Source organism: Arthrobacter woluwensis, from assembly GCF_900105345.1.
GTDB classification, from domain to species: Bacteria; Actinomycetota; Actinomycetes; order Actinomycetales; family Micrococcaceae; genus Arthrobacter_E; species Arthrobacter_E woluwensis.
This window is the reverse complement of sequence record NZ_FNSN01000003.1, coordinates 843,024-858,752: the sequence shown is the minus strand read 5'-3', so window position 1 is coordinate 858,752 and position 15,729 is coordinate 843,024. Positions and strand designations below refer to the sequence as shown.

Annotated in this window: 14 protein-coding genes and 1 tRNA gene; 11 read left to right on the top strand and 4 right to left on the bottom strand. The window is 67.8% G+C overall.

The genetic code is table 11. From position 1 onward, the window contains the following. The first annotated feature begins 40 nt into the window (after window positions 1-40). From BLV63_RS04575 to BLV63_RS04565, 3 genes are all read left to right on the top strand, one after another. A complete protein-coding gene (locus tag BLV63_RS04575) occupies window positions 41-832 on the top strand; it encodes a DeoR/GlpR family DNA-binding transcription regulator (protein ID WP_066215946.1) in 792 nt (263 codons plus the stop codon). A gap of 115 nt (window positions 833-947) precedes the next feature. Then, window positions 948-1,412, top strand: coding sequence for a type II 3-dehydroquinate dehydratase (gene aroQ / locus BLV63_RS04570; RefSeq protein ID WP_066215947.1), 465 nt, complete (start codon window positions 948-950; stop codon window positions 1,410-1,412). 66 nt (window positions 1,413-1,478) lie between these two features. After that, window positions 1,479-2,030, top strand: a complete 552-nt coding sequence (locus BLV63_RS04565) for an NUDIX hydrolase (protein ID WP_074784483.1) — start codon at window positions 1,479-1,481, stop codon at window positions 2,028-2,030. A 46-nt stretch (window positions 2,031-2,076) separates the two neighbouring features. Here BLV63_RS04565 and BLV63_RS04560 read toward each other — a convergent pair whose 3' ends face one another. Then, on the bottom strand, window positions 2,077-3,261 hold the full coding sequence (locus BLV63_RS04560; protein ID WP_066215951.1) for a MarP family serine protease: 1,185 nt from the start codon (window positions 3,259-3,261) through the stop codon (window positions 2,077-2,079). A gap of 179 nt (window positions 3,262-3,440) precedes the next feature. Here BLV63_RS04560 and BLV63_RS04555 point away from each other — a divergent pair, with 179 nt between their 5' ends. Beyond that, on the top strand, window positions 3,441-4,118 hold the full coding sequence (locus BLV63_RS04555; protein ID WP_066215953.1) for a Crp/Fnr family transcriptional regulator: 678 nt from the start codon (window positions 3,441-3,443) through the stop codon (window positions 4,116-4,118). Window positions 4,119-4,237: 119 nt separating this feature from the next. Here BLV63_RS04555 and BLV63_RS04550 read toward each other — a convergent pair whose 3' ends face one another. The 3 genes from BLV63_RS04550 to sp36 are packed head-to-tail and all read right to left on the bottom strand — an operon-like array spanning window position 4,238 to window position 5,843. Then, entirely contained in the window at window positions 4,238-5,161 is a 924-nt protein-coding gene (locus BLV63_RS04550) for an NUDIX hydrolase (RefSeq protein ID WP_066215955.1), read from the bottom strand. A 23-nt stretch (window positions 5,162-5,184) separates the two neighbouring features. After that, window positions 5,185-5,685, bottom strand: coding sequence for a RidA family protein (locus tag BLV63_RS04545; RefSeq protein WP_066215957.1), 501 nt, complete (start codon window positions 5,683-5,685; stop codon window positions 5,185-5,187). Window positions 5,686-5,687: 2 nt separating this feature from the next. Further along, window positions 5,688-5,843, bottom strand: a complete 156-nt coding sequence (sp36, locus tag BLV63_RS18630; protein WP_169795532.1) for a Sp36 family protein — start codon at window positions 5,841-5,843, stop codon at window positions 5,688-5,690. Between the two features lie 37 nt (window positions 5,844-5,880). Between sp36 and BLV63_RS04540 the strand changes: the two genes are divergently transcribed. The 7 genes from BLV63_RS04540 (at window position 5,881) to gad (ending at window position 15,587) form a co-directional block, all read left to right on the top strand. Continuing rightward, window positions 5,881-8,205, top strand: coding sequence for a transglycosylase domain-containing protein (locus BLV63_RS04540; RefSeq protein WP_082724257.1), 2,325 nt, complete (start codon window positions 5,881-5,883; stop codon window positions 8,203-8,205). A 2-nt stretch (window positions 8,206-8,207) separates the two neighbouring features. Beyond that, window positions 8,208-9,191, top strand: a complete 984-nt coding sequence (locus tag BLV63_RS04535; protein ID WP_373277865.1) for a metallophosphoesterase — start codon at window positions 8,208-8,210, stop codon at window positions 9,189-9,191. A 215-nt stretch (window positions 9,192-9,406) separates the two neighbouring features. Then, window positions 9,407-9,814, top strand: a complete 408-nt coding sequence (locus BLV63_RS04530) for a hypothetical protein (RefSeq protein WP_066215960.1) — start codon at window positions 9,407-9,409, stop codon at window positions 9,812-9,814. A 201-nt stretch (window positions 9,815-10,015) separates the two neighbouring features. Continuing rightward, window positions 10,016-11,875 carry an ABC transporter ATP-binding protein gene (locus BLV63_RS04525; RefSeq protein ID WP_066215962.1) on the top strand — a complete coding sequence of 620 codons (1,860 nt, stop codon included), beginning with the start codon at window positions 10,016-10,018 and terminating at the stop codon, window positions 11,873-11,875. Further along, a complete protein-coding gene (locus BLV63_RS04520; protein WP_066215967.1) occupies window positions 11,872-13,830 on the top strand; it encodes an ABC transporter ATP-binding protein in 1,959 nt (652 codons plus the stop codon). The genes BLV63_RS04525 and BLV63_RS04520 overlap by 4 nt, the downstream gene beginning before the upstream one ends. Before the next feature lie 146 nt (window positions 13,831-13,976). Then, a tRNA-Pro gene (locus BLV63_RS04515) sits at window positions 13,977-14,053 on the top strand. 112 nt (window positions 14,054-14,165) lie between these two features. Continuing rightward, window positions 14,166-15,587 carry a glutamate decarboxylase gene (gene gad / locus BLV63_RS04510; protein ID WP_066215968.1) on the top strand — a complete coding sequence of 474 codons (1,422 nt, stop codon included), beginning with the start codon at window positions 14,166-14,168 and terminating at the stop codon, window positions 15,585-15,587. Window positions 15,588-15,729: the final 142 nt, after the last annotated feature.

The window sequence follows — 15,729 nt, the reverse complement described above, 5'->3', positions numbered from 1 at the left end:
CATCCAGACACAGGAGACGATCATGAGGAGCGAGTCGCACATGCTGCAAGCCGCCCGGCATCAGGCCATCCTGGAGATGGTCCAGAAGGAGCGCATCGTCAAGGTCTCCGATCTCGCCGACGCCCTCAAAGTCTCCGCCATGACCGTCCGGCGCGACATCGAAGCCCTCAGCGACACGGGCCTGCTGGAACGGATCCACGGCGGCGCCAAGATCCTGGGCGACGCCGGAACCCACGAACCCGGCTTCGAGCTGAAGTCCACGCAGTTCACGGCGGAGAAGCAGGCCATCGCCGCCGTGGCCGCCGGATCGGTCTCCGAGGGCATGGCCGTGGGGCTCAGCGCCGGGACCACCACCTGGGCACTCGCTCAGGAACTGGTCAAGGGTCCGGCCATCACGGTGGTCACCAACTCAATCCGGACGGCGGAGATCTTCTACCGCTCCACGATCGTCAACGCGAAGACGGAGGTCATCCTCATCGGCGGCCAGCGGACCGCGTCGGACGCCCTCGTGGGGCCGGTCGCGACGCAGGCCTTGAAGAGCATGAACCTGGACGTCACCTTCCTCGGCGTGCACGGCATGGACCCGCAGGCCGGGTTCAGCACGCCGAACGTCCTGGAGGCCGAGACGGACCGCGCGTTCCTGGCGTCCAGCCGCAAACTCGTCGTGGTAGCCGACCATTCCAAGTGGGGAATCCAGGGCATCAGCAGTATCGCGGCGCTGGAAGACGCGGACGAGCTGGTGACGGACCCTGGGCTGGGTCAGAAGGCTCAGGCGATCCTCGCCGAAAGCGTCCGCCGTCTGCGCATCGCACCCCTCGCGCCGGCCACCTGACGCACCGACCCATACACCGCGAAGTCACAGGTGACGCCCCGAAACACTGGCTTTAGGGGCGTCACCTGTGACTTCGCGAGCGTCGCAGCGGGAGTCCGGGGAGTAGGGTGACAGCATGACCGAATCCGCAGCCGACACCCCTGTCCGCAAGACCATCCTGGTCCTCAACGGCCCCAATCTGAATCTCCTGGGCACCCGCGAACCGGAGAAATACGGGCAGGCCACGCTGGCCGACGTCGAGTACCTGTGCGAGACGGCCGCGGCCCGGCATGGCCTGGAGATCCGGGCGTTCCAGTCGAACCACGAGGGCGCACTGGTCGACGCGATCCACGAGGCCCGGCATGACGCGCTCGGCATCGTGATCAACGCGGGCGCCTACACGCACACGTCCGTCGCGCTGCGGGACGCGATCGCCGCCGTCGCGCTCCCCGCCGTCGAGGTGCACATCACGAACGTCCACCGCCGCGAGGAGTTCCGGCACCACTCGTACCTCTCGGGAGTCTGCGACGCGGTCATCGCCGGGGCCGGCGTGCTGGGCTACCGCTTCGCCATCGACTACCTCGCCGAGCGGGACGCCTGAGCTGAGCGCAGCGGACGACGACGGCGCACCGGACAGCGCGACGTGCCGCGGCGCTATCATTCCCAGGTGACTCTCCTCGACTCCGCGCTGCACGCCGTCTCCTCCTGGAAGCCCCTCTCACCCGCCGAGGAAGCGGAACAGGCCGAATTCCTGGTGGCCCTCGATCAGGGCGCCGACGTGCTGTCCCGTCGCCCTCTGCCGTCGCACCTGACGGCCAGCGCCTTCATCCTCGACGCCGCACAGGAACACGTGCTGCTCGTGTTCCACGGCAAGGGCAGGTTCTGGGTTCAGCCCGGCGGGCATCTGGAAAGTGACGACGCCGGCATCCTGGAGGCCGCGCTCCGGGAAGCCACGGAAGAGACCGGGCTCCGTCCGGAGCAGCTGAGCGGGCTCCGCGTCGTGGATCTGGATCATCATCAGTTGTCGGGCGCCTTCGGGCACTGCCGCTCCCACTTGGACGTCGGCGTCGCGATGATCACGGACGGGACGCCGCAGCCGACCGTCAGCGACGAGTCCGAGGACGTGCGGTGGTTCCCGGTCGGGGATCTTCCGGCGGATGCCGTGCACGGTTTCGGCTCACGGCTCGCAGAGGTGCTGGACCGCCTGCGTCAGATCTGACGCGGCCACGGAGGGCGCGCGCGCCGGCCACCTGCTGGTGCGGAGTCTATTTGGTGGTGCACTGGCCCGGGGAGACCGGAACATCCAGGGTCGAGGCACGGGCCGCCACCGGCTTGAGGCCGTCCATGGTGATGGCGAAGCCGACCCCGCTGCTCGTGCTGGCCTTGGCGAAGACCACCCCGGCCACGTGGCCGTCGGGGCTCAGGAGCGGGCCGCCGGAGTTGCCCGGCTGGACGTCCCCCGCGATCTGGTAGACGTCCCCCATGACGTGGTTCTTGCCGTAGATGTCCGGGATCTCGACCTGGGAGATGCCCTGCACCCGGGCCGGCTTGGCCTGGAAGGGTCCGCCGTGCGGGTACCCCTCGAAGGCGGCCTCGCTGCCGGTCGGCAGGTTCTCCCGCAGCGGCAGCGGGTGCGCGGTCAGGCCATTGACGGCCAGCACCGCGAGGTCGCGCTGCGGATCGAAGTACACCACACGAGCCGCAAGCGCCGATCCGTCCGGGGACTCGACCACGGGTTCGCTCACACCGGCCACCACGTGCGCGTTCGTCACGACACGCTCGGAGGACACCACGAATCCGGTGCCCGTCTGGTTCTGCCCGCACTGGAATGCCGTGCCGGTGATCTTGAGGACGGACTGGGCGGCGTTCTTCAGTTCCGGCGTGTCCGCGGACCCCACCGGAGCGGGTCCGGTCAGGAGCGGCGCGGCGCCGTCGATGATCTTAGGGATCCCCTCGCCCATGAGGCTCGACCGCAGCTGGGCCATGGCGCCCTGCACCGGGGCGGGGGTGGCCCCGTCGATGAACCGGATGACCCGCGAGCTCGCCACCTGCTGCGAGATGACCGGGACGCCCATTGAATTCAGTCCGAAGGAGAGCAGCGACATGACCAGCGCGGTCATCACCACGCTGGCCGCGGCGCCCGCGAGCCGGTCCAGCCCCCGCAGGGAGCGGACGGCGCGGGCCGAGCGGATCCGGTGCCCCACCGAGGCGCCCAGGCTGTTGCCGAGGACGACGAGCACGACGGCGGTCACCACCACCGCCGTCAGACGCCACTTCGCATCGCTCACGAGGGAGCTGACCAGCGGCATGGCGAAGAACGCCGCCACCGCGCCGAGCGCGAAGCCGACGATCCCGCCAACGGTGACCAGGAAGCCGTTCCGGAAGCCATAGATGGCGTAGGAGATCAGCGTCACCAGCAGGACCAGGTCCAGTACGGTCAACCCGAACACGGTGTTCCTTCCAGTCACGACGAATCCTTGCGTCCGCCATGCTACTGAGCACGCCTGACATTTTGCCGTGAAAGACTGGTGCCCACGGCCCCTGCCCGGCACGGGCGCTGGTGCGCGACGCGCATCGGACGGCATTTTCTGAAAGAATGTGCTCAGCGTCAATTTTCAGAGGAGATTACATGGACATCGAGGTACTGCGCCGGGCACCGCTTTTCGCCACATTGGATGACGACGCCTTCCGCCTGCTCACGGATGAGCTGAGCGAGGTGGACCTCTCCCGTGGTGCGTCCGTCTTCCGGGAAGGCGACCAGGGCGATCAGCTCTACTTCATCGTCTCCGGCAAGGTGAAGCTCGGCCGCACGTCCGCGGATGGCCGCGAGTCCCTGCTGGCCATCCTCGGCCCGGGTGAGCTCTTCGGCGAGATGGCCCTGTTCGACCCGAGCCCCCGCACGGCGACCGCCACGGCCGTCTCCGAGACCCGCCTGGCCGGCCTGAAGAACGAGAGCCTGAACGCTCTCCTCCGCACGCGCCCCGAGGTCTCCGCCCAGCTGCTCCAGGCCCTGGCCCGCCGTCTGCGCCGCACCAACGACTCGCTGTCCGACCTGGTGTTCTCCGACGTCCCCGGCCGCGTGGCCAAGGCGCTGCTGGACCTGGCCGACCGCTTCGGCCGTCCGGCGACCGACGGCATCCTGGTGGCTCATGAGCTCACTCAGGAAGAGCTGGCCCAGCTGGTGGGCGCGTCCCGCGAGACCGTGAACAAGGCCCTGGCCGAGTTCGTGCAGCGCGGCTGGCTGCGCCTGGAAGCACGCGCCGTCGTGATCCTGGACATGCAGCGCCTCCGCCAGCGCTCCCGCTGAGCGAACCGGCTGACGGAAAAGGCCCGGCACCCCTCGAGGGGTGCCGGGCCTTTTCCGTTTCCCGGCGGCCTGCGTTCCTGGCCGGCCCGGTCATGCCGGCCCCGGTCAGCCCGGCTCCGTCAGGACGACGGCGGGACCACGGGAAGCGCGGTCGTCGCCGGTGGGCTGGGCGGCACGACCTCGAGCTTGAGGTCGCCGTCCACCTCGACGAGCGTGGGCTGGTAGACATGCGTCTTGCGCTTGTGGCTCAGGTACGCCACGCAGCCCTTGGCCGTGCCGAGCTTCTCCAGGATGATCTCCGTGCCCGGCACCATGAGCTGCCCCAGCGTCCGGCCTCGGGTGTTCTCCTGGGCGATCTCGTCACCCAGCGAGGTTCCGGTGCGGTCGCCCAGGAGCCTGGGGGCGCAGACCCAGCGGCCCCAGACCCCCTTGCTCTCGAGCAGCCGTGGCTCCTGGCCCAGGGGAAGCGTCGCCGCGAAGTAGCGGGTGTTGAACCGCCGGTGGGCGAAGTCCGGGCTGAGCCAATTGACCAGCGGCTTCAGGAGGTCCGTGCGGAGCGAGAGTCCGCGGCGGTCCAGGACGTCCGCGAGGGTCTTGTCCTGCGCGGCCACGGCTTCCCGCGCCGCCATCCATTCCTGCGGATTGGTCACCGCGACCGTGCTGCTCGCGTCGGGTCCGGCCAGCAGCACGCCGGTCTCCTCGAACAGTTCCCGGATGGCCGCCACGACGTGACGGCGGGCCAGCGCCGGGTCCTCAATGCCGAGGGCGTCGGCCCACTGCGCCGGTGACGGGCCGATCCAGGGCATGGGGTCGTCGTCGTGCTCTTCGACGGAGCCGCCCGGGAAGGAGACGACACCGAGCGGCGAGGAGCCGCTCCGGTAGGCGAGCCAGGTGGACATGCCGTCCGGCGTGTCCTTGATCAGGACGACGCTGGAGGCATAGCGGGGAGCCGCGGGTGTGCGCTCCCCGTGTTCGAGCCAGCTGCGTGCGGCGTTCTCGAACTGGACGGGCAGCTCGAAGAGCCGCTTTGCTGCTTGGGGCACTGCTTCGGCCTATCTGACAGGATTCAGGCGAACTCGGCGATGAGTTCGACCTCGACGGGAGCGTCGAGCGGCAGGACCGCGACGCCGACGGCGGAACGGGCGTGCTGCCCCTTCTCACCGAAGATCTCGCCCAGGAGCTCGGACGCGCCGTTGATGACGGCGGGCTGGCCGGTGAAATCGGGCGTGGACGCCACGAAACCGACGACCTTCACGATCCGGGTGACCCGGTCCAGGTTGCCGATGACGCTCTTGACGGCGGCGAGGGCGTTGACGATGCTCGTGGCCGCGAGTTCCTTGGCGCGTTCGGGGCTCACCGTGCCCTCGACGCCCTCCGCGGAGACCTTGCCGGTCACTGGGAGTTTGCCCTCAATAAAGGGGAGCTGACCCGCGGTGTAGACGTGGGTGCCACTGACCATGGCCGGCACATAGGCCGCCACCGGCGCGGCGACCTCCGGAAGGCTCAGTCCGAGCTCCGCCAGACGGGCCTCAATGGCACTGTTTTCGGCGTTGACGTGGGAAGACATACTCAGGCCTTCTCCCTTTTCAGATAGGCGACCAGGCCGTTGCCGTCGGGTCCGGGGACCACCTGGACGAGTTCCCAGCCGTCGTCGCCCCAGGTGTCCAGGATCTGCTTCGTGGCGTGGATGATCAGTGGTACGGTCGCGTACTCCCATTTGCTCATGGGGTCAAGCGTAGTGGCTCCGGCTAGACTGGAGAACATGGCTCAAGCGAAGAATCCGCTATTCGACACTGCCACGGTCTTGGGGAAGATCGTGGCATTTCTGGGCGTCAGTGCTCTCTGCGGGGTCCTGGTGGCGGGACTCCTGGTCCCTGCCGCCGCGGTGACCGGCAGTGCGGCGAGTGGCTCCGTCCAGTTCTTTGAGGACCTTCCCGGGGAACTGACGGTCGCTCCTCCGGGGCAGGCGACCCGCGTCCTGGCGGCCGACGGCTCCCAGATCGCGACGATCTTCGCTGAGAACCGAACGCGTGTGGCGCTCAAGGACATCTCCCCGTTCGTCAAGGACGGCATCGTCGCCATCGAGGACAACCGCTTCTACGAGCACGGCGGCGTGGACCCCACCGGCATCGCGCGTGCCCTGGTCGCCACGGCCAAGGGCGGACGCCAGGGTGCGTCCACCATCACGCAGCAGTACGTGAACAACGTCATCAACGAGTCCCTTGTCGCCGAGGGCCGCGATGACGAGGTCAAGCTCAACGGAACGTCGAGCAAGACCGTCGGCGTGAAGCTGCGCGAGATGAAGCTCGCCATCGCACTCGAGAAGAAGATGACCAAGGACCAGATCCTTGAGGGCTATCTCAACATCGTCTTCTTCAACGCCAACGCCTACGGCATCGAAGCCGCGGCACGGTACTTCTTCTCCACGTCCGCCAAGGATCTGACGCTGCCGCAGGCGGCCATGCTCGCCGGCGTCGTCAACAACCCCTCCGCCTACGATCCGGTGACCAACCCGGAGAACGCCAAGATGCGCCGCGATCTGGTCCTGGACGCCATGCTGAAGAACGGGAAGATCACTCAGAAGCAGCACGACGACGCGGTCAAGACCCCGGTGACCACGAAGATCACCCGTCCCCGGCAGGGCTGCCAGTACTCCACGACTGCGCCGTACTTCTGTGACTATGTCCAGCACCTGATCCTCAACAACCCGGCCTACGGCGACACGCAGCAGGACCGTCTCAAGCTGCTCCAGCGTGGCGGCCTCACCATCAAGACCACCCTGGACCCGCGGCTCCAGAAGCCGGCCCAGGAGCAGGTCGATTCGACTGCGGGCAACGTCAACGCCGAGCAGTGGGGCGCGTCCCTCATCACGGTGCAGCCGGGTACGGGCAAGATCGTGGCCATGGCTCAGAACTCCCGCAAGGTGGAGAACCAGGGCTCTCCGATCGTGACGGACTACAACTACAACGTGGACCGGATCGATGCCAACGGCAGTCCTCTGGGCGGCATGGACGGGTTCCAGCCGGGCTCGACCATGAAGCCGGTGACCCTCAGCGCCTGGCTGACCGAAGGCAAGCGCACGGACGATTACGTCGACGCCACCCGGACCGTGTATCCCGCGGACTTCCCGTGGAAGACCACCTGCACCCCGGTGGAGGGATCGTACGACCCTGCGACCGGCGAACTGCCCCTGCAGAACTCCGAAGGTAACCTGTACGAGCGAATGACCGTCCGCAAGGGCATCACTCTCTCCGTCAACACGGCGACGTTTGCTTCGGCCGCGGCGCTGGACGACTTCTGCGACATCCAGCGGATGGCCGATGCCCTCCAGCTCCACACCACTCAGGGCAGCGCCAAGACCCCGCAGAAGCTGGACCTCCACTTCCTGGGCAACCTGCTGGGCAGTACCCAGGTGGCGCCGCTGACCATGGCCAATGCCTTCGCGACCTTCGCCAACAATGGATCGTTCTGCGAACCGATCGCCATCGACTCCGTGGTGGATGCCCAGGGCAAGAAGTACCCCGGACAGACCTCCAGCTGCAAGGAGGTGATCAAGCCGGATGTGGCCAAGACCGTGACCAATGTTCTCCAGGACGTCATGAACAAGGGCTCTGGCCTGCTGATCCCGGAGAAGGTCCCTGCTCCTATCGCGGGCAAGACCGGCACCAACAACACGAACTCCCAGACCTGGGTGGTCGCGTACACGAAGGGTCTCGCCACGGCGTCCTACTTCGGCAAGGTCTTCGGAAAGGCTGCGACCGAATGGGGGCAGAACGTCAAGGTCAACGATGTGCCTTACGCGCGCATCGACGGCTCTGACATTGCCGGACCGCAGATGGCCCGGTACATGCAGAAGGTCGTCGGCTTCTACGACACGGGCGAATTCGACCCGGCGCCCGACTCCCTGCTCGGCAGTTCCTATGTCGCGCCGCCCGTGCAGCCGGTGACCCCGCCGTCGAACACGCCTGAAGACCAGAAGCCCACCGACACCAAGCCGACCGGCGGCAACACCGGTGGCGGTAACAACGGTGGTGGTAACAACAACGGCGGCGGCAACAACAAGCCCAACCCTAAGAAGACGCCGTGACCATGGGTGACCCGCTGACAAGGCAGCTGAACGCTGCCACGTCGCTCGCAGGCCGCGTCCGGGAAACCGGGCGCGGCCTCGCCGCAGGCGCTGTGAAGACGGCCGTGCTAGCCGGCGTCGCGGGCGCTGCGGGCCTGGCGTACGGTTCTTGGGAGAAGAATCAGTTCGGCGTCCGCCACGAGGAACTGGCCATCCTTCCCGAGGGCGCCGAGCCGTTCCGGATCCTGCACCTGAGCGACATCCACTTCATCCCGGGGCAGCGCAAGAAGGCCGAGTGGCTGCGCTCCCTCGACGAGCTCAACCCCGACCTGGTGGTCAACACCGGCGATAACCTGAGCCACCGTGATGCCATCGACCCGCTGCTGGATGCTCTGAAACCACTTCTGAACAGGCCCGGCGTGTTCGTTCCCGGCTCCAACGACTACTTCGCCCCGCGGCTGAAGAGTCCCCTGGCCTACTTCGCGGGCCCGTCCCGCCAGCGCAAGGAACCGGTCGCGCTCGACTGGCCGCGCCTGCGCGCCGGGTTCGGCATGTCCGGATGGGTCGATCTGACCAACCGCAACCAGTCCCTGGTGTTCAACCGGATGCGCTTCGACTTCTCCGGCATGGACGATCCGCACATCGAGCGTGAGCGGTTCACCGGCTGGCCGCAGGGCATCGCCGCCGGGGCGGCTCCGTCGCTGCGCGTCGGCGTCGTACACGCACCGTATCAGCGGGCCCTGGACACGCTCACCGAGGCCGGGGCCGAGCTGATCCTCTCCGGCCACACGCACGGCGGTCAGGTCTGCATCCCCGGCTACGGTGCGCTCGTGTCCAATTGCGATCTGCCCACCTGGCGGGCCCGCGGCCTGCACGACTGGGAGAGCAAGGGGCACACGACGCCGGTCAACGTCTCCGCAGGGATCGGCACCTCCCGCTTCGCGCCCTACCGCATCGCCTGTCGCCCTGAAGCCGTGATGCTGGAGCTGACGGCACGGGAAGGCTGATCGTACCTCTCGGTTGCGTGCTCAGTAGTTGCGGGTTCCACGCGCCGAGACCCGCAATTACTGAGCACTCAACGGGCTGAGCCTGATCTGAAATTGCGATATGACTTCTCCTGCTGTGACCGTTCTCGCTGTCGGCCTGACGGCTACGTTGCTCAGCGCGCCCGCATCCGCACATATTTCTGAGAGTGCCTGTCGGTTTTCGGGGGAAATCTCTCATGGATGATCACCCCTCCGATGTCGGCTTCCTCTCCGGCCCGTCCGCCTACGTCCTCTATGCCAAAGCCTCGCGATGGATCTGGGCCTTCGTTGGGACGGCTCTGGTACTGATGGTGCTCGCTGCAGCACGGGTTCCTCAATCGCTGTTCAACGTGTTTCTGGCCCTGCTCTTCCCTTCCCTTGTTCCGTGGGTGGCTTTCGTCTTGTGGGGCTCCGCAAGAACGCAGAGCGAATGCACCGCGGGATACACCACGCTGCCCAGGAAGTTCAAGGAGCTTGAACAACGTGATCCATACCTTGGTGAACGAATACGCGATGCCGGCGAAGAGTTCATCGCGGATGAAGAGTTCCTCAGCATCTGCTCCAGTTCCAAAGCTCTTGCCACCAGATTCGGCGAGCTCGGATAAGACGTTGCAAGTGGCCCCGGCAACCAAGCATCGCGCGGCCTGCCCCGCCATCACATGGCACCGTCCCGGCCCCGAATCCGACCACCTGCGTTCATCTGAAACCGTGTGACAAACCGGGCATAAAACCCCGGCGTAGGCTGGTTGCCACAGGTAACGAACACTCATGGCACGGCTCATCGGGAAGCGAAGCGATCACCCAGTATGGCGCAGACTCAGACCACGTTCTTCCACTCACTCAGACGCCTTTACCCTCATCTGAAGCCGATCATGCCGCGGCTCGTGATGGGTCTTCTCTCCGCGCTCGGCGCCAGCCTGGTCGCCCTGGCGATCCCCCAGGTCCTCCGCAGCCTCATCAACGACTCGCTGCACCCGGGTGGTCGGCCCTCCGAGGTGTGGATCGCCGTCGCTGCCGTCCTGGGGCTCGGCGTCCTGGAAGCCGGGCTGATCGCCCTGCGCCGCCAGTTCGTCATCAACCCGGCCACGACCGTGGAGAACGGCCTGCGCGTCTCGCTGTACCGGCACCTGCAGGACCTCGCCGTCGACTTCCATGACCGCTGGGGCTCCGGTCAGCTCCTCTCGCGCGCCATGGCGGACCTCAACTTCCTCCGGCGCTGGATGGCGTTCGGCGCGATCATGCTGGTGGTCACGTCGCTCACGGTCGTCATCGGCGTGGGCATCATGTTCAGCATGAGCTGGCAGCTGGCGCTCGTCTTCCTGGCCGCCGCCATCCCGATCGTCGCCACCGGCACCCGGTTCCGCCGCAACTTCCTGCGCGTCGCCCGTCGCAGCCAGGACCAGGCCGGTGACCTGGCCACCGCCGTCGAGGAGTCCGTTCACGGCATCCGCGTGCTCAAGGCCTTCGGCCGCGGCCGCGAAGCCCTCGAGAACTTCAACTCCCAGGCCGAGGAGCTCCGGCAGACCGAGATCCTCAAAGCCCGCCAGCTGGCCTTCTTCTCGCTCGTGTCCACGCTCCTGCCGGAACTGGCTCTCGGCGTCGGGCTGGTGCTCGGCATCGCCCTAACGGCGGACGGACAGCTCAGCATCGGCGCGCTCGTGGCCTTCTTCGCGACGGCGGCCGTGGTCGCGGGCCCGGTCGAAGCTGTCGGCATGCTGCTCTCCATGGCGCTGACCGCGAAGTCCGCCATCGACCGCCACTTCGAGGTCATGGACAGCCCGGTCACCATCGCGGATCCCGCCGCTCCGCACCGGCCGGCCGAGATCGACGGCGCGGTCCGCTTCGAGGGTGTCCGCTTCGCCTTCGCGGACAGCCTGGAGGCGAACCCTGACGACCCGCAGTACCTGCTCGAGGACGTGACCCTGGACCTCGCCCCCGGCGAGACCATGGCCCTCGTGGGCGTGACCGGCTCCGGCAAGTCCGCGCTCCTGCAATTGGTGCCGCGGCTCTACGAGGTCACGGACGGCAGGATCACCATCGACGGCCAGGACCTGCGCGAGTTCAGCCTGACCGAACTGCGCAGCATCGTCTCCGTCGCTTTCGAGGACACCACGCTCTTCTCCAGCTCCATCCGGGACAACGTGCTGCTGGGCGCGCCGGCCGACGTGACCTCCTCCGAGGAGCGCGCGACGGCGGCGCTCACCGAGGCGCTCGACGTCGCGCAGGCATCGTTCGCATACGCCCTGCCGGACGGCGTGGACACCCGCATCGGCGAGGAGGGGCTGAGCCTGTCCGGCGGCCAGCGGCAGCGCATCGCCCTGGCCCGCGCGATCGCGGCCCGGCCGAAGGTCCTGGTGCTGGACGACCCGCTGTCCGCCCTCGACGTCGCGACCGAGGAACTCGTGGAGGCGCGGCTCCGGGAGGTCCTGCGGGACACCACGACGCTGATCGTCGCCCACCGCCCGTCCACCGTGGCCCTGGCCGACCGCGTGGCCCTGCTGCAGGACGGCCGGATCGCCGCCGTCGGGACGCACAGCGAGCTGCTCGCGACGAACGAGCACTACCGCTACGTCATCGCAAGCCTCGACCCGGATCCCGTCGATCTGGACAGCGAGCTCGAAGACGAGCTGGAGGACGCGGAGTTCGACAAGGAGGTGAACGCATGAGCACGGCACAGACGACCACGCCCGGCTTCGGGACGTCGAACGAGGACTCCTCCCGCCTCGCCTCCGCGGAGAGCCGGGCCGTCCGCAAGCGGTCCCTTCGCCTCCTCGGCTCGCTGATCCGGCCCATCCGGGTCCGGTTCTGGCTGACCGTCGCCATGGTCGTGATCTCGCAGGCGGCCCACGCCGCGGGGCCTGCGCTCATCGCCTTCGGCATCGACCGCGCGCTCCCGGCCCTGACCCACGGCGACTCGACGCCGCTGGTGCTGGCCGGCGTCGGGTATCTCCTGGCCGCCGTCGTGACAGCGTGGCTGACCGCGCTGTACGTGACGAGCACCGCCAAGCTCAGCCAGGCGATGCTGCTGGACCTGCGGGTCCGCGTCTTCCGGCACACCCAGCGGCTCAGCCTGGAATTCCACGAGAAGTACACCTCGGGCCGGATCATCGCCCGGCAGACGTCTGACCTGGAGGCGCTCCGGGAACTGCTCGACTCCGGGGTCAGCTCCCTCGCGGCCGGGTTCATGTTCATGGTGTTCACGGCCCTGACGGTGTTCGCGCTCGACTGGCCCAGCGGTCTCATCATGCTCGGCGCGGCCATCCCGGCGACCTTCCTGACCCGCTGGTATCAGAAGCGTTCCGAGATCACCTACCGTGAGTCGCGCGTGGTGTCCGCCCGGATCATCGTCCACTTCGTCGAGACCATGACCGGCATCCGCGCCGTCAAGGCGTTCCGCAAGGAGGCCCAGAACACCCGGGAGTACACGGATCTGTCCGAGGAGTACCGCCAGGTCACCGTGCGCTCCATCAATCTCAACGGCATCTTCCTCCCCGCCCTGGTGCTGCTCGGCAACATCACGGTCGTGGTGGTCCTGGCCGTGGCCGGGTTCCGGGTCCTGCACGGCGAGCTGGCGGTCGGCGTGCTGCTGGCGCTGGTCCTGTCGGTCAAGCGGTTCTTCCAGCCGGTCGACCAGATGGCCATGTTCTACAACTCGTTCCAGAGCGCTCAGGCCGCCCTGGAGAAGGTGTCCGGGCTGCTCGAAGAGGTCCCGACCGTGCGTCCGCCCCGCGAGCCGGTGCCGCTGCCCGCGGCCGAGGGCCGGATCGAGTTCAAGGACGTCGAATTCCGGTACGGCGACGGTCCCGTGGTGGTCCCGGAGCTGAACCTCACCATTCCCGCGGGGCAGACCGTGGCGCTGGTCGGCCAGACGGGGGCGGGCAAGTCCACGCTCGCCAAGCTGATCGCCCGCTTCTACGACGTCAGCGCAGGCTCCCTGACCCTCGACGGGGTGGAGCTGTCCCGGATCTCCACCCCGGAGCTGCGGCGGGCCGTGGTCATGGTGACGCAGGAGGCGTTCCTGTTCAGTGGCAGCGTGGCGGACAACATCGCCCTGGGCCGCCCGGGGGCCAGCCGCGAGGAGATCGAAGCCGCGGCCCGGGCCGTCGGCGCGGACGCCTTCATCCGCGCCCTGCCCGACGGGTATGACACCGATGTGAACAAGCGCGGCGGGCGCGTCTCCGCCGGGCAGCGGCAGCTCATCAGCTTCGCCCGCGCGTTCCTGGCCGACCCGGCGGTGCTCATCCTGGACGAAGCCACCTCCTCCCTGGACATCCCCAGTGAGAGGCTCGTGCAGGAAGGCCTCGCGCGGCTCCTGGGCGGCGGGGCGGACTCCCCCACCCGGCGTCCCGCGGACGACGACGGCGCGGACCGGCCCGCCGTCGTCGCGCCGGAGAGCGGTGCTGGGGAAGTCGTGGCCGGGGGTGCGCTCACTGGAAAGGCAGTGGCGCACCGGCGCACGGCCCTGATCATCGCGCACCGGCTCTCCACGGTGGAGATCGCGGACCGGGTCCTGGTGGTCCATGACGGCCGGATCGTGGAGGACGGCACCCCGGACCAGCTCATCCGGGACGGTGGACGCTTCGCCGCCCTGCACGGCGCCTGGCGCGACTCGCTGGTCTGAGCCCTCCCCGGTGACGGGCTCCTTCGGGCCTGATCACCGGGGTGTTCGGGGCACGCAGGGGCGATGACGTCCCCGATTTCAAAACTCGGGCCGGATCCGCTATTCTTGTAGGGTTGCTTGCCGGGGAAACCCGGGGGTCAACGGATCGGGATGTAGCGCAGCTTGGTAGCGCGCTTCGTTCGGGACGAAGAGGTCGCAGGTTCAAATCCTGTCATCCCGACCACGGAAAAGCCCCGCTCTCAGGAGCGGGGCTTTTGCTTTGTCCGGGGTGATTCCCTGCTCCTTCCCAGCCGACGGGGGTTCACCCCGCCAGGCCCCTCTCCTAGGCTGGGCACATGACCGCACCCCGCAGAAAGTCCCAGCACTCGTCCGCCTTCGGCAGCGACACCTCGAACGCGTCGATCGAACTGAATCCGCTGTTCAGCCGTCCGGGTGAAGCCACGGAGTTCCCTCGCTTCACGCTTCCGGACGGGGCGGCGCTCCCCTCCACGGCGTACCAGATCGTCCATGACGAGGCGATGCTGGACGGCAACGCCCGTCTCAATCTGGCCACCTTCGTGGGCACCTGGATGGAGGCCGAGGCCGGGAAGCTCTACGCCGAGACCGTCGACAAGAACATGATCGACAAGGACGAGTATCCGAAGACCGCGGACATCGAGCACCGCTGCTGGCGCATCCTCGCCGACCTCTGGAACGCGCCCGATCCCGAGCGTTCCGTGGGCACGTCCACCATCGGTTCCTCGGAGGCCTGCATGCTCGCCGGGCTCGCACTCAAGCGGCGCTGGCAGCACGCCCGGCGCAAGGACGGCCGGTCCACGGACCGCCCGAACATCATCATGAGTTCCGCGGTCCAGGTCTGCTGGGAGAAGTTCTGCAACTACTTCGAGGTGGAGGCCCGGTATGTGCCGATCTCGGAGGACCACCCGGTGCTGGACGGCCACGAGCTCGAGAAGTACGTGGATGAGAACACCATCGGCGTGGTCGCCATCATGGGCGTGACCTACACGGGCATGTACGAGCCGGTCGAGAAGATCTCCAAGGCACTCGACGCGATCCAGAAGGCGAGGGGTCTGGACATCCCGATCCACGTCGACGGCGCCTCCGGGGCCATGGTGGCGCCGTTCCTCCAGCCGAAGCTGGAGTGGGACTTCCGCGTGCCGCGCGTCATCTCCATCAACACCTCGGGCCACAAGTACGGGCTCGTCTACCCCGGCCTGGGCTGGGTGGTGTGGCGGGACGAGACAGATCTGCCGGAGGACCTGATCTTCCACGTCAGCTACCTGGGCGGTGACATGCCCACGTTCGCACTGAACTTCTCACGCCCCGGCGCTCAGGTGCTCCTGCAGTACTACCTGTTCCTGCGGCTCGGGCGTGAAGGCTACCGCTCCGTGCATGCGGCCTGTCGCGATGTCGCCCGCTATCTGGCCCACGAGATCGGGGCCATGGAGCCCTTCCAGCTCTGGAACGACGGTTCGGACATCCCGGTCTTCGCGTGGCGCCTCAAGCCGGACTTCGCCGGCGAGTGGACCCTCCAGCACCTCTCCGACCGGCTCCGCATGGCGGGCTGGCTGGTGCCGGCCTATCCGATGCCGGACGGGATGACCGACCTGACGGTGCAGCGCGTCGTGGTCAGGAATGGCTTCACCCGCGATCTCGCGGAGAGCTTCCTGCAGGACCTGCGCACCGCCGTCGAGTTCCTCGAGAAGGCGCCTACACCGCTCCCCGAACCCGGCGAGGCCAACGCGTTCCACCACTGAGAAGGCCAGGGGACGACCGGGGCGCCGGCCCTGCGCCGGCCCCCGGCGTCTCCTGTGAAGTCCTTGACTGCCGGCTCCACACGGAGGGGCGGCAGGAGGCCTCCGGAAGGGCCTCCGGAGCGCCCTGGAATTCACCCCGCCT

Excerpts from the sequence above, each read along its gene's own strand:
- BLV63_RS04555 (WP_066215953.1), top strand. The coding sequence starts at position 3,441 with ATGGACATCGAGGTACTGCGCCGGGCACCGCTTTTCGCCACATTGGAT.
- BLV63_RS04535 (WP_373277865.1), top strand. The coding sequence starts at position 8,208 with ATGGGTGACCCGCTGACAAGGCAGCTGAACGCTGCCACGTCGCTCGCA.
- sp36 (WP_169795532.1), bottom strand. The coding sequence starts at position 5,843 with ATGAGCAAATGGGAGTACGCGACCGTACCACTGATCATCCACGCCACG.
- BLV63_RS04545 (WP_066215957.1), bottom strand. The coding sequence starts at position 5,685 with ATGTCTTCCCACGTCAACGCCGAAAACAGTGCCATTGAGGCCCGTCTG.
- BLV63_RS04540 (WP_082724257.1), top strand. The coding sequence starts at position 5,881 with ATGGCTCAAGCGAAGAATCCGCTATTCGACACTGCCACGGTCTTGGGG.
- aroQ (WP_066215947.1), top strand. The coding sequence starts at position 948 with ATGACCGAATCCGCAGCCGACACCCCTGTCCGCAAGACCATCCTGGTC.
- BLV63_RS04520 (WP_066215967.1), top strand. The coding sequence starts at position 11,872 with ATGAGCACGGCACAGACGACCACGCCCGGCTTCGGGACGTCGAACGAG.
- BLV63_RS04575 (WP_066215946.1), top strand. The coding sequence starts at position 41 with ATGCTGCAAGCCGCCCGGCATCAGGCCATCCTGGAGATGGTCCAGAAG.
- BLV63_RS04525 (WP_066215962.1), top strand. The coding sequence starts at position 10,016 with ATGGCGCAGACTCAGACCACGTTCTTCCACTCACTCAGACGCCTTTAC.
- gad (WP_066215968.1), top strand. The coding sequence starts at position 14,166 with ATGACCGCACCCCGCAGAAAGTCCCAGCACTCGTCCGCCTTCGGCAGC.
- BLV63_RS04530 (WP_066215960.1), top strand. The coding sequence starts at position 9,407 with ATGGATGATCACCCCTCCGATGTCGGCTTCCTCTCCGGCCCGTCCGCC.